Here is a 14,750-nt window from a genome sequence, read left to right as displayed (position 1 = left end):
GCAGTCAGATCAACATCCACCGTCGGACCGTCTTCAACCGCTGCCGCAACACCTGCCGCCAAACTCGGCGCATCATTCGTGCCCGTCACCGTGACCACAACGTCGTTCACAGCTGTCGCACCATGCGCATCCATGGCGGTGACCTGAATGGTCACATCGCGGGTCTCGTTCAGCGCAAGGTTCTGGAAGTCCGCGCCCGGATCAAAGGTGAGAGTCCCCCCTGAGATGCTCGCGCTGCCTTCGGCAGGCGCGACGCTGACCGTATATGTCAGGCTGCTGCCATCATCATCACTGTCCACATCCGCACCAAGCGCAGTCAGATCAACATCCACCGTCGGACCGTCTTCGACCGCAGCCGCAACACCCGCCGCCAAAATCGGCGCATCATTCGTGCCGGTCACCGTGACCACAACATCATTCACAGCTGTCGTGCCATGCGCATCCATGGCGGTGACCTGAATGGTCACATCGCGGGTCTCGTTCAGCGCAAGGTTCTGGAAGTCCGCGCCCGGATCAAAGCTGAGGGTCCCCCCGATGATCGTTGCAGAGCCTTCGGCAGGCGCGACGCTGACCGTATATGTCAGGCTGCTGCCATCATCATCGCTGTCCACATCCGCGCCAAGCGCAGTCAGATCAACATCAACCGTCGGACCGTCTTCGACCGCAGCCGCAACACCCGCCGCCAAACTCGGCGCATCATTCGTGCCCGTCACGGTAATCGTGACTGTCGCCTGATCCGTGTCGCCATTCGCATCAGTGACTTCATAGGTGAAAGTCACGTCGCGCGGTTCGCCCTCGGCCAGATCTTCAAATTCCCCATTGGGATCAAACGAAAAGCTGCCAATAACAGGCGCTGCCGGAAGCGGATGCGCCGGTGTGCCTTCGTTAAAGACCAAGATACCTGCCGCTGGCCCCGACACCAAGATGACCGATTGTGCCAGATCCGGCACATCATCGTTCAGCAAAACAGACGGGAAGCCAACCGCTGCGGCGTCCTCGGACACACCTGCGATATCGTCTCGGGCCGTGACCGCTTCGTCGGTTGGATCAAGTTCGATCCCGTCTACCAAGACCCGCAGGTTTTCGAATTCGCGGGCCGTCAAATCAAAGGCCGTGAATTGGAAGCTGGCTGAATTCGCCTCGCCGGTTGTGGGATTCGTATTGGCCGCAAGAAAGGCCAGATAGTTGGCCACATCCGCCTGCACATCGGGCTGGAACCACTCTGCAACGGTCATATTCAGCGTCAGCGTATCGATGCCACGACCGCCGCGATAATCATCCGAAGCGCCTGTATTTTCGGCAATCGTATAGACAGCTTCGTCATCACCGCCGCCGCCAAGCACAAAGTCATTGCCCGCGCCGCCGTCCAGATAATCATTGAACCCCTGATCACCCGACTCGCTACCGGATCCCGATCCGCTGCCAGATCCCGAACCGTGGCGACCGCCCGATCCTGACCCGCGGCGATTATTCTTGCCATGACCGGATCCCGAACCGGATCCCGACTTAAATGAAAGCTCGTCACCAAAGATAAAATCGTTGCCAGCACCGCCCAGAACAGTGTCCGCACCCTGCCCGCCAATGGCTATGTCGTTGCCCGCGCCGCCATCGAGATAATCATCAAAGCTGCCCGCCATCGCGGCCCCTGATCCCGAGCCGCTTCCGTGTCGCCTGCCAGAACCCGATCCCCGGCCTGATCCGCCCAAACTGTCGCCGATCAAAACATCGTTGCCGGCACCGCCGAGCAAACTGTCAGATCCCGCGTTGCCAAAGAGCGTGTCGTCGCCCGCACCGCCAAGCAACGTATCATCGCCCGCGCCGCCAAGCATCAGATCATCGCCGCTGCCGCCATCAAGATAGTCGTCAAATGTGGAAGCCGCCGCAGCCCCAGAACCGGAGCCATGCCGATGCCCTGAGCCCCCCCCCGATCCGTCGCCGATCAAAACGTCGTTGCCGGCACCGCCGAGAAGCGTATCAGATCCGTCACCACCCGTCAGCTTGTCGTCGTCAGCGCCACCATCCAGCTGGTCGTTACCATCACCGCCGTCTAGCTTATCGCGGCCAGCACCGCCAAGAAGAACATCGCTCCCGTCGCCGCCCTTTAATTTGTCATTTCCAGTGCCACCATCCAGCGTATCATCGCCGTCACCGCCGCTCAGATCGTCTTTGCCGGTACCGCCATCCAGGAAATCATTGCCATCGCCGCCGTTCAGATCGTCGTTGCCGGACCCACCCTCAAGCATGTCATTTCCATCACCGCCATACAGTTTATCCTTCCCGGATCCACCAACCAACGAGTCATCACCGTCACCGCCATAAAGCTTATCATTTCCGGCCAAACCGTTTAGCGTATCGTCGCCATCCTTGCCTTCGATTTTATCGTTACGATTGGTACCTGAAAGTACTTCTGACGAAGATGTCCCTTTGATTTTGGCCACGAATTGGTTCCCCCCAAAAAATGAATTTCTGCGCGAAACATCACGACGGATACATAAAAAATTTACCTTACGTTAAGTACGGTAGGAAGAACCGCGCACTGTCAAGGGAAAGGTGTACCGCTAAGACGCCATATTAAAAGAGCCGCGCAATGCTCTGATTTAAAATGAATATTCCCAACAACCTCAGCTTGCACTGCTCGCTTTGCGTGGATGTCACGCACGCCCTTGGAAAGGTAGCAGGAATGCCCAAACCAAATTATATGGTCTTGGGTAAATGCAACGTCTGATCTTGCCGCTGGTTAGTTAGGGCCTCTGCCAATAACTGTTAATCATGAAGTAAATAATGAAAGGCTGCGACAAACATAGACGTGTTTCACCGTGATGCGGGCGGGTTTCTACATCCACGAGCGGCCACTGCATTTGAATTTTTGATGACGTTTGACGCCTATTTGTAGCACGAGATTATGCAAATCTATTCGGAGAGATATTGCCTGACTGGCAAGAATTGCAAAGTGTGCCTGATCAGGTCACACAATAACACAGGCATTGCGTTATCAATCGACGGATGCGGCATGGACAGATGTTGGCCCTGTTGTGATTGAGGTGAGAAAGAAGAGATTGCCGATTGGTGGAAGCTTGAGAAAATCCACCGGATCTACTGCGGGGTGATGATCAAACCCACGAAGCGCTTTTGGCGGGACAAACCAGAACCGCCGGCTGTGCCGGACGCACCTAAAACACGTGGTCAAAGGTTTGATGGCGGATCAACCGGCAAACGGTATATCAATCAGAACACTTGGCGTGCGCGATGATTTCAATCGCAAGAATTTGAATACCGAGATCGACGTCTCACGGCCTGCAGGCTGAACCAATACCGCCTTGAAACCAACGAGGAAGGCTAAAGAACAAACAATACAAAAGCCCTGCTCTGCAACAAAGAAGGAAAAGCCTGAATTTCGTATGTGGAGCATTTGAATACATTCGATTTCAAACCTATTGAGCCACGCATTTTTTGGTTAAGGTGGTCAAATGATCACGCGTTTCGTGATGTGATTTCTTGGCACAAGGAAGCAAAAAGTGGCTTTTTCCCGGCGTTCGTTCATGAAATCTTCTGTTGCAACCGTCGCAAGCACCATCGTGGCTGGGCGGCCATCAAGTGTTTTCGCCCACCCCCGGACCACTGACGAGTTTGTCGATTATGATGCTCTCGGCATGGCCAACCTGATTAAGTCAGGGGATATCACTGCGCGTGAAGCTTTGGAAATTACGATCCGACGCATTGAGGCGATGGAGCCGATCATCAACGTCATCAACACCCGCACCTATGAGCGGGCATTTGACAAGGCTGCGACGATCCCGACCGACACGGTTTTTGCGGGGATGCCGGTATTGATCAAGGACATGGTCGATGTCGGCGGTGTGCGCCGCTCCGACGGATCGCGCATGATGCTCACCAACATCCCAAAAGAGAACGTTAAGTATATTGATGGTGTTGAGGCCGCGGGCATGAATATCGTCGGGATGACGAACGTGCCGGAATTCGCCCAGCTCGGAATTATCACGAATAACAAGGCTTTTGGCCTGTCGCGGAACCCTTGGGATTTGTCTCTTTCGACGCTCGGGTCCAGTGGCGGCTCCGGGGCCGCTGTTGCCGCCGGTATTGTGCCATTGGCGCATGGGACGGATGGCGGTGGATCGAACCGACTTCCATCCAACGCTCAGGGCATCTTCGGTATGAAGCCCAGCCGCGCCCGGATGCTTTCCGGAGAGGCCGGAGGGTCGCATAGTCCGGTCAAGACCAACCAATCCCTCAGTCGTACGGTACGCGACAGCGCGGCGCTTTTTGTTCACACCGAGGACCCGAATGGACCTTTTAAGCCCATTGGCCTGATCACGGGTCCCTCAACGCGCCGTCTCCGCATTGGTTTTGCCCGGACGATCCGGGGGGGCATGGCGATTGAGGCCCCTGTATCTGCCGCGCAAGAAAACACCGCGCAGTTGCTTCGCGATCTTGGGCATGAGGTCGTCGAGGCCGAGATACCAGTTTTCCACGACGAATTTTTCCGAAATTACAACGGGGCCTTTCTTGGACAATTCTCGGTCTTTAACGATCAGGCATTGGCCATTTCCGGCGTCGAAGCGGCAGATTCCGGTCTGCTGGATCCGTTCACGGCCTCCTTGATTGCCTACGGGGCCGGAACACCTGATGATGTCGCGGCTGCAGGTCTGGACTATCTTGCAACTGTGCCTGTGGCCTATGCCGAGCTGTTTTCAAAGATTGACATTTTACTGAGCCCCGTGATGCCATTTCTTTCAATAAAGGGAGACACGATCACGCCGGAGACACTGGTCAATGAGTCCGTGCTCGCATTAATCCAGCATACTCTGTCCTTCACAGTTTCTGCTAACGTGTCTGGGCACTGTGCGATGTCTGTGCCTCTGAATTGGGACCCCGAAAGCGGTCTGCCGATCGGGTCGATGTTTCAGGCCGCAGCGGGCAATGACGGCATGCTTTACGAGTTGGCGTTTGAGTTGGAGCAGAGCCGTCCGTGGAAGGACAAGTGGGCACCATATTCGGTGAAATACATCCCTATCTGAATTTACAGTAAAGCCACGAGAGGTTTTGCTGATTGAGCGCGGCCAAGTTAGCATCTGTGCTGCGGCACGCCGGTAAAAACTGGTTTTGACAAGTTGAACGTCCGGTCAGGGCAAGTTTGGTCAAGCGTTTTGCGGCAGCCGTTTTCGGCCAAACAAGATTCTGCCAAAGGTCGCGTGAGAGCTATCGCCGATCATCGACCCGGATTTCGCTAACGAGGATGCCTGGTCATCGTTCTAACCTGAGCGCGCAACCGCCGCAGGTCCGCTTGACCCTTGGCAGGGGGGCCCAGGCTGAACCGGCTCATGAAACGAAATTTTGGTCAGCAGAGTCTGAATTACAGAACGCCACTCTGCTCAGACGCCATAGCTATGAATACATTCAACTTTCCTGATCTTGACTGACCCCAGAACGGTTGTTTGATAGCTGCCAAACCAACCTTAAATTGAGTTTTTGAGGACCAAAGCTCTTTCCTGTGATAAGTATTAACTAACATTTAATACTTTGAGGGGGGATTCTCATGGCTAAATTTAAAGGCACCAAAGGCGCTGACACACTTAACGGCACAACCGGAAGTGACGATATTGACGGACGAAGTGGCGATGACATTATTTATGCCGACGCTGGTGACGACTTTGCAGATGGCGGGAACGGAAGCGACACGCTCCATGCTGGACTGGGCCACGACATTTTGCATGGCGGCAATATGGAAGATGTCCTTTTCGGCGATGACGGCAACGATCTTTTGGACGGTGGCAGTGGGAATGACGAACTCTATGGCGGAACCGGGAATGATACCCTTAAAGGCATCAGTGGTGACGATACCATGGACGGCGGTTCGGGTGACGATGTCCTAGAAGGGGGCAGCGGCGACGACATCGCTGGCGGCGGTGACGGCAACGACACTATCGATGGTGGCAGTGGCCACGACACGCTAAACGGCGGCGCGGGTAACGACGAGATAGATGGCGGCAGTGGGAATGACCTGATTTCAGGCGGCGAAGGCGACGATGTTATCGACGGCGAAGCAGGCGATGACACGGTTGTTTTCGACGGGTCGATCACTGAGTACGTGGTTTCAGTGAATGGCAACAGCACGACAGTTGCCGGAAACGCAGCCCAAGGCACCGATAGCCTGACCGATATCGAAACCTTGGTATTTGACGATTACACACTTGATCTGACCGGCGGCAACAATGCACCCGTTGCATTCGACGACAGCGTGTCCGGCAATGAGGATACCCAGATCACCGGCAATGTATTGGCGGACAATGGAGCCGGTGCCGACTTTGACTTTGAGGGTGATGCGCTAAGCGTTGTTGCAGCCAGTATCACCACGGCCAATGGTGGTAGCGTGAATCTCTTGGCGGATGGCTCGTTTACCTATGATCCCGCACAAGATTTCAACGGATCTGACAGTTTCGACTATACTGTGACGGATGGGGTTTTGACAAACACTGCGACGGTCCATATTAACGTCAATCCAGTGAATGATGCGCCTGTTGCTGCCGATGACAGCTTTGTCGGGGATGAAGACACGCTGATCACAGGCAATGTTCTGGCGGACAATGGCAATGGGGCGGACAGTGATCTTGACGGTGACACCTTGGGCGTTGTTGCAGCCCTGATCACTACATCCAATGGCGGCACCGTGAACCTGTTGGCGGATGGGTCGTTCACTTATGATCCGGCTGAAGACTACAACGGGCCGGATAGTTTCGATTACACCCTGACGGACGGCGATCTGACGGATACAGCAACCGCGACAATCACCATAAACGCGGTGAACGATGCGCCGGAAGCCGCAGACGATGCCTTTGTCGGCGACGAAGACACGCAGATTTCGGGCAATGTGCTGGCGGACAACGGCAATGGAGAAGATAGCGACGTTGAAGGTGATGCGCTGTCCGTGATTGCAGAGGTCATCACGACAGAAAATGGCGGCACCGTCTCCCTTCTGGCCGATGGTTCATTCACCTATGATCCGGCTGAAAATTTCAATGGGTTGGACAGTTTCAACTACACGATCAGCGATGGATCGCTCAGTGACACCGGCACTGTAAGCATCATGGTAGATCCAGTGAATGATGCGCCTGTTGCTGCCGATGACAGCATTGTCGGCGACGAAGACACGCTGATCTCCGGCAATGTGCTGGCGGACAACGGCAATGGGGCGGACAGTGACATTGACGGTGACACATTAAGCGTCGTTGCGGCCTTGATCACCACATCCAATGGCGGCACCGTGAACCTGCTGGCAGATGGGTCATTCACCTATGATCCGGCTGAAGAATACAACGGGCCGGATAGTTTCACCTATACACTAACTGACGGCATCGAAAATGTGGTTGGCACCGTCAGCCTGACCGTCAGCGCGGTCAATGATGCGCCGGTTGCAAATGACGATTCCGCCAGCACGGATGAAGACACATCTGTCAACATCATCGTTCTTGGCAATGATACCGACATCGAACTGGACACCCTTTCCGTTAGCACGGCAACCGCCGACAATGGCACCGTGGTGATCGAAGCCAATGGCACGCTTACCTATACTCCTGACTTGAATTTCGAAGGTATCGATACGATCACCTATGACGTCTCTGACGGGAACGGAGGTTCAGACACCGCCCAAGTCACGGTCACGGTGAATGGCATTAACGATGCCGCAGTGGCTGTCGAGGACACCGCCAGCACTGCCCCCAGCACCGCAGTTGCAATTGATGTCTTTGCCAATGACTTCGACGCAGAAAATGACGCGTTGACAGTGACGGCGAACACAAACCCCGAAAACGGTAGCGTTTCTGAAACCTCACCGGGTGTTTTCACTTATACTCCCAATCCGGGTTTCATAGGTTTGGACGGGTTTAGTTATACCATAACGGATGGCCTCGGTGAGACGTCGACAGCCGATGTCACCGTGTCCGTGCAAGAGCCAATTGTTGGGAATACAGCACCGGTTGCGCTCTCTGCGGCGATCGAACAGGAATTGACCGAAGGTGCGCCCAACATTCTGACAATCGATTTCAATACGCTGACCGTGAATGGCCAGCCGATCATCAGCGACGCCGAACAGACAATTTCCGAGCTGGATGTCACTGCGGTTAGCTTGCTGGGGACCGGGCGCGGCGAGAACACGGCACTTGTCGAAACGGCTGCGGGCAGCAACATATTCACCCTGGACCTTGACGGTTTGAATATCGCGGACGGCACCACTGGGGAATACTCACTGGAATACACCGTTGACGATGGACAAGGCAGCAACAGCACTGCAACCGCGACAATCGACCTTGTCGTGACCACGCCAGACACCGGTCCGGTCAACGCCGCGCCCGTCGCAGGTGACGACATTGTCACCCAAACAGAGGCCGATGGCCCGATCGTTATCAACCTGACCGCCGCACTTGGTCTTGCCAGCGACGCCGATGGCGACCCGCTCAGCATAACGTCCCTGACATTTGCGGATGCAGATGGCAATCCTACGACGTTTAACCCGTTGGAAGCCGCAGGGTCGTCCGTCTCGGCGGGCATTGTCACCCTTGACCCCAATGCCTTCGGTCTGGCTGATTTGGTCTCTGGCACTTTCTTGCTGAACTACACGGTCAGTGACGGGCAAGCGCAAGACAGCGGTGTTGTCATGTTGAACCTGACCGGATCATCGATGAACTCGGCACCAATTGCGCAAACCGTGGACCAAACCCTGAGCACCGTTGACGATCTGGTGCTGGGAACCAACGCCATCCAAGTTGATCTGAATTCATTGGTGAGCGATCCGGATCATGATCCACTGACGATCTCTCTTATTTCGGTCACCGATGCAGAGGGCAATCCAGTCCCTGTTGAATCAATCGGGTCTGACATCGGCGGGGACGGTGTTTTGACGCCGGCACTACTAGATGGCATCGTATCGCTATATGTCTCGGAACTTGACCTCGCAGCGGGAGAGAGCAGCGATCTGATCATCAACTACGCGGCCAGTGACGGGATCGCCCCACCAGTCGAAGCTGCCGTGAACCTGACCGTGAACGGCCCTGCGCTGGCACCTCTTGGACAGGTCACCGAAGATTTCGAGAGCTACTCTTCGGACACAGGGCCAACTATGAATCTGGCCCAAATAGGCGGGTTGTCGTTCGACGGGATAGCCACGTTAGTCGAGGTTGATGAAGCGGGAAGCCGGGCAGCGGCCGGTACCATAGCGGGTGAAACCACCAACGAGCAGGACGAGACCACACTTGACGGAAATGTTGCCATCATCGAAGGCAATTTTCTTGGGCTTGATGTAGACGGGCTGCCTCAATACGGGTTCACCGCATATGCGCCCGGCGCGACATCAACCGTCAGCACAACGCCCATTTACGCGGGGTTAGACCCAGAGCAGGCTTTTGGCCCTTCATTTGACCTTGAGGGCATGTCGCTGACCGCCCTTGATGGCTATGACATCACTGTGACACTCATCCCTTTCCGCTACGGCGAGCTGTCGTTTGGGAATTATGAGTATGTCGCTGTAGGTGAATTCGAAGTCACGCTGTCGTCGACAGACGCGTTGGAAATTGACTTTGGCAGTGGTCAGTTTGTTGACAGTCTGATTTTTGATGATCCAACGACGACCGGTGAGATAGAGACCGGTGCATTCGAGAACATCGTTGCGTTCCAAATCAGAACGACAGGATCCTTGAACGATCTAAGACCGGAAGATGATCCATTGAGCACGGAAGTCGCTCCTCAGTTCGATGATCCATTGGTGATTGATGATATTGTATTCAGCTACTGAAGCAGACCGGTAGGTTTTGAAGGCGGTGCTACGGCACCGCCTTTTTTGCGTCGTTTTAGGTCCGCAACCTGTTGATGTGTGCGTGCAATCAACCAGTATCCATCTGGTAGTGTGAGTTCCAAGAGGGGGACACCCGATTGAAACGGCTTGGCTGGTGGCCGGAGGATGGATTATATCCAGCATCGCTAGCCGACCAAAGTGATCGACCCTTCGAGGGAACCCACATGGGCATTGGCGCAATGACACCGGCTGTTAAACTGAAAACAACCGCATGAATTGCCACCATTCTAGCGAACTACAACTGATACCTAAGACGAACGAAGCCCCGGCCAGTGCCGAGGCTTGTCACAATGATAGCCGGTTTTGTCCGGTTAGTTTGGGATCTTTTGCGCATCGCGCAACAACGCTGCGGTGCGAAAGAACCCATGCGCCATTTTGGTAAAGGGTGTCAGCAAAAAGAACGTCAAAACCGACCCGAGGTGAAGCGCCAACAGTGCTGGCATCAGAGCAGTACTGCCCAGTACATACAAAATCATGCCGCTAAATCCGACAAACCCTAGCAACAAGATGAAGCCGAATTCACCGCCAGAGGCCTTTGTATCACCAAGGTTTTTGTCTGATTTCAACTTCAGCGCAGCCATCCAGCCACAGCCCGCTGTAAGCAATATGCCCCCCGATACGCCAAGCACCTTAGGCAATGTGAACAGAGGATACGGCGCCTGCATATCCAAGACATAGTGCATGAGAGTGCCGACACTGGTCGAGGCAAAGCACAGCAAAAACCCATACATCACAGCCTGATGCGCGTATCTGCGCGCATGGCTGAATTTATCTTCTTGTTCAAAGTTACAGCCCTGTTCGTGACCTGCGGCAAGATCCTTCATCTTGGCGATTTTGGCAAAGGCAGCCTTGAAATCGCTCAGGCGCAATCGTGCGCCTTCCACATGGGTCCAATAGCGGCGCAGCCCGACAAACAGGCTGATCAAAGGCACCACAAAAGCTGGCAAGAAGATCGCTACCATCGCGCTATGGGACAAGGCCGCATAAAACCCTTCGCCGTCCCCGCCAAAGGATCTGACCAACCAGAACAGCAGTGCAAACCCAAGGACCAGAGCTGCCGCGATGGCACCGCCATGGCTGTGAAACCGGCGCGCCAAGGGTTGCGGCCAAGCAAAGCTTTCCCAACTGTCGCGCCGCACTTCTGCCAGCGCCTGCGGCAGGTTCAGGTCAAATTCATGCGGGGCCGTGAACTGGCAGGCGTAATAACACCCCCGACAATTGTGACACAGGTTCGCCAATTGGGTGATGTCACCATCAGAAAAGGCGCGGCCCGCATGCATGGCGGGAAAGACGGAACAATAGCCTTCGCAATACCTGCAGGCGTTGCAAATTTCGGCCTGACGGCGGGCTTCTTGGATCAAATCAATTTGCATATGCTGCGGCCTCCCGACCTGCGATGCGGCCAAAAACGGTGCCGATTGTCATGCCGAACCCGGCCAGATACCCCTGCCCCAAAATCGAACCGGCCATGGTTTCACCGGCAGCCCACATGTTTTTGATCGGGCCGTTTGCGGTGCTGCATTGTGCGGTCTTGTCGACCTTGAGACCAAGATAGGTAAAGGTCACGCCAGTGCGCAGAGAGTAGCCGTAAAACGGCGGGTCACAGATCGGACGTGCCCAGTTTGTCTTGGCCGGAGTCACGCCGGTTGTAGACACCCCGTCCAGTTCGGTCGGGTGAAAATCAGCACTGTCAGAACAGGCGGCGTTAAACGTTGAAACCGTGTGTTCCAGCGTGCCGGCAGGTAGGTCCATCATCTGGGCAAGTTCTTGCAAACTATCGGCCTTGAGCGGTGGAAAGACCGATGGCATAAACAAGTCGAGCGATTTGGAATCGATGATCACATAGCCGACCTGATCGGGTTGTGCCGCCACCAACCGCCCCCAAATCGCGTAACGTTTGGGCCAGACGTCCTCTCCCTCGTCATAAAACCGTTCCGCGTTTTTGTTTACGACAATCGAGAACGGCACACAGTCCAATCGGGTGACAATCCCGCCATCATATTTCGGTGCGCGCCCATCAATGGCCACAGCGTGGCATTGATCCGCGTCGCCAACGGTCTGAACCCCTTGGTCAATCAGATCGGCTAAAACGATACCGCGGTTGTAGGTCGTACCACGAATAAGGAAGTTCTGCGCCGCCGGTCCCCAAGCACGGGTTAACCAATCAGTATCAGCCTGAAACCCGCCAGAGGCCACAACAACCGATTTGGGCGACACACTGCGGTTTTGCCCCGCGTGGCTGTAATCGACACGGGTGATCTGATCGCCATCCAGTTCAAGATGCCTCACCGCAGCCTCGTACAACACATCAACGCCAAGGGCCTGAGCGGTGCGATAATAAGCGTTAACCAAGCTCTTTCCGCCCCCCATGAAAAACGCGTTGGTGCGCGCCAAGGACAATGTGCCAGACAGCGAAGGCTGAAAATGCACCCCGTGATCTTGCATCCACGGCAGGCATTCTTCTGAGCTGCTGATGGCCAATCGGGCCAGAGTTTCATCGGTTTTACCGCCTGTCACCTTGATCAGATCGGCCAGATATTCGTCTTCGCTATAGTCATCCACCAAAGGCCCGAGCGGCCCGGTATGCATGCAGCGAAAATTGCGGGTATGGCGGGAATTGCCACCCCGATATGGTTTCGGGGCGGTCTCAAGGATCAAGACGCGCGCACCGGTTTCGGCGGCGGTCATGGCCGCGCATAAAGCAGCGTTGCCGCCGCCAATTACCACGATGTCATACGCTTGGGTCATAAGGTTTCCTTTGCTGTGTTACTCCTATCGCTGTGGCTTTAATTTGACCAATGACGCTTTTTGTGTGATTAGTGCGCAATGCGCATCAATTATGATTTCAGCGATCTCGAAGCCTTTTTGGCAGTCAAGGAAACCGGGTCTTTTCATGCGGCAGCAGAACAGTTGAACCTGTCGCAATCGGCCATCACACGGCGGGTGCAAAAGCTGGAACAAGCACTAGACAGCACGCTATTTGAGCGCACCACGCGGACGGTGAAACCCACGTTGGCGGCCAAGCGCCTACAGGCCCGCGCCGAAGCGATTTTGCAAGACGCTCAGGAAACCACCCGCGCCATGCGCGATGACAGCGTTGCGTTTGATTATCAGCGCGGGGCAATTGTGACGGTTGCCGCAGTCCCCACAATTGTCACCACTTTATTGATCCCCGCGATGAAAACGCTGCGCGCCGAAAGTGCCAAGGCGCGCATTCGGATTTTGGACGGATCCGCCAATCAGGTTGCAGAAGCTGTCGCGGGTGGTGACGCAGATTTTGGACTGTGTTCCATTCCAATGCTGGAACCAGCGACGGTGTTTGAGCCCTTGCTGGATGATCAAATCATGTTGGCGGTTCCGCATGGGCACGAGTTGGCCGAACTCCAGTTCGCAAGTTGGGATGCCTTAACAGCAACACCGTTGATTTTGCCCGCACGCGGCACCGGCAACCGGTTGTTGATAGATGAGGCGATGGCCAAATCACGCCGCGCGCTGCATTGGACCTATGAGGTTGGCCGATCGAGCACAGCTATGGATCTGGTGGTGGCAGGAATGGGCGTGGCCCTGCTGCCGCAGTCTGCCATTGACCATAATCGGGTTGCCAGTTGTGCCATGCCAGCACCTGTCATCACCCGATCTGTCGGCATTTTGTCACGGATCGGGCAATCCGACACAAGTGCGGTCGCCGCCACCAAAGACGCCATTCGCGCCGTGATTTAGCGCCAGACGTCCGGATTGATCATATGGATCGGTTCCCCTTTGGCATAGGCAACCACCTGATCGAAAATATCGCCGAACTGCATTTCAAATTCATCCTCGGTGACAAACCCGATATGCGGCGTTGCCATCAAATTGGGATGCGCCAAAAGCGGGTCTGCGGCATCCGTCATCGGTTCGGTATCAAAGACATCAATCGCGGCCTTTCCCGGTCGGCCCGCATTCAACGCGGCCAACAAAGCCCCCGGCGCGATCAACCCTGCCCGGGATGTGTTCACAAACAGGGCCCCCGGTGCCATGGAGGCGAAATCATCAGCGGTGATTATGCCGCGCGTTTCCGGCTTTTGGCGCACATGGAGCGAGACCACATCGCATTCGGCAAAGAACGCTTGGCGGCTGTCTGCCACGATTTCACCGTCGTGGCGGGCGCGGGCGCGGCCTTCGCCTGAGGACCACCAAACAACCTCCATCCCAAAGGCTTTGGCATAACCGGCGACGGTTTTGGCGATCCGGCCATAGCCATAAAGACCAATCCGCCGCCCACGCAGGGTTTTGCCCACGCCTGCCAGCCAATTTCCGGCTTTGGTGCTTTGCATTTGGGTTGGCAAATCGCGCATCCCTGCCATGATCAACGCCCAAGTCAATTCTGCCGCTGCATAAGACGGCGCGCCCGCTGGCATTTTGGAACACAATAACACCTTCTGATCGCGGCAGGCCTGCACATCGACATGCGGATAAACGCCGCGTTGGCTGATCAAGCGCAAATTTGGCAACCGCTCCAACAACCCAAGCGAAACCGGCGTGCGTTCACGAAACAGCACAAGGGCTTCGGCCTCTGACAAGCGCGCCGCCAAGGCGTCCTCATCCTCGAGGTGATCTGTCCAAACCGTGACATCATGCGCCTTCAGTTTGTCGAAACACGGCAAACCGCGCAGCGTGTCGAACCAATCGTCAAGTATGTGGACGCGCATCATTTTTATCCTTTGTGATAAGCCGCCACAGCCCGCGACACGCTTTTGTGCAGATCGCGCAGCTGGCGGTTTTCGGACGTGTCTGCCAGCGGTTTGGCATCATTTGCGCACAATAGAACACCCAGATCGTTGCGCAATCCAGTCAGCGTTTCAATTGCAGTGGTGATTTGGCGGTGTGCATCATGAGATGTCATGTCAGC

General features: G+C 55.4%; 8 protein-coding genes. 3 read left to right on the top strand and 5 right to left on the bottom strand.

What is annotated here, in order from left to right; translation table 11 throughout:
- Positions 1-2,438: Ig-like domain-containing protein (locus tag C8N36_RS24665; RefSeq protein WP_110767830.1), on the bottom strand; the 2,438-nt coding region annotated here is incomplete at its 3' end.
- Positions 2,439-3,539: 1,101 nt separating this feature from the next.
- On the opposite strand from C8N36_RS24665, the gene C8N36_RS06095 reads away from it, so the two are divergent.
- Both C8N36_RS06095 and C8N36_RS06090 read left to right on the top strand, forming a co-directional pair.
- Positions 3,540-5,036: an amidase gene (locus C8N36_RS06095; RefSeq protein ID WP_097805677.1), complete on the top strand. Its 1,497-nt coding sequence runs from the start codon at positions 3,540-3,542 to the stop codon at positions 5,034-5,036.
- 518 nt (positions 5,037-5,554) lie between these two features.
- Positions 5,555-9,802, top strand: a complete 4,248-nt coding sequence (locus C8N36_RS06090) for a beta strand repeat-containing protein (RefSeq protein WP_097805676.1) — start codon at positions 5,555-5,557, stop codon at positions 9,800-9,802.
- Positions 9,803-10,173: 371 nt separating this feature from the next.
- On the opposite strand, the gene tcuB is transcribed toward C8N36_RS06090, so the two are convergent.
- Positions 10,174-11,235 carry a tricarballylate utilization 4Fe-4S protein TcuB gene (tcuB, locus tag C8N36_RS06085; protein ID WP_097805675.1) on the bottom strand — a complete coding sequence of 354 codons (1,062 nt, stop codon included), beginning with the start codon at positions 11,233-11,235 and terminating at the stop codon, positions 10,174-10,176.
- Positions 11,225-12,610: an FAD-dependent tricarballylate dehydrogenase TcuA gene (tcuA, locus tag C8N36_RS06080; protein ID WP_097805674.1), complete on the bottom strand. Its 1,386-nt coding sequence runs from the start codon at positions 12,608-12,610 to the stop codon at positions 11,225-11,227. Before tcuA ends, tcuB begins: the two co-directional genes overlap by 11 nt.
- 78 nt (positions 12,611-12,688) lie before the next feature.
- Between tcuA and C8N36_RS06075 the strand changes: the two genes are divergently transcribed.
- The gene (locus C8N36_RS06075) at positions 12,689-13,582 is read left to right on the top strand and encodes a LysR family transcriptional regulator (RefSeq protein WP_097805673.1); all 894 of its coding nucleotides are present in this window, start codon (positions 12,689-12,691) and stop codon (positions 13,580-13,582) included.
- Here C8N36_RS06075 and C8N36_RS06070 read toward each other — a convergent pair.
- Together C8N36_RS06070 and C8N36_RS06065 are read right to left on the bottom strand one after the other, a co-directional pair.
- The gene (locus tag C8N36_RS06070; RefSeq protein WP_097805690.1) at positions 13,579-14,550 is read right to left on the bottom strand and encodes a D-2-hydroxyacid dehydrogenase family protein; all 972 of its coding nucleotides are present in this window, start codon (positions 14,548-14,550) and stop codon (positions 13,579-13,581) included. The genes C8N36_RS06075 and C8N36_RS06070 overlap by 4 nt on opposite strands.
- A 5-nt stretch (positions 14,551-14,555) precedes the next feature.
- Positions 14,556-14,744, bottom strand: coding sequence for a hypothetical protein (locus tag C8N36_RS06065; protein WP_097805672.1), 189 nt, complete (start codon positions 14,742-14,744; stop codon positions 14,556-14,558).
- Positions 14,745-14,750 lie beyond the last annotated feature (6 nt).

The organism is Pelagimonas varians, from assembly GCF_003208435.1.
GTDB classification, from domain to species: domain Bacteria; phylum Pseudomonadota; class Alphaproteobacteria; order Rhodobacterales; family Rhodobacteraceae; genus Pelagimonas; species Pelagimonas varians.
This window is presented reverse-complemented; position numbering and strand designations above follow the sequence as displayed.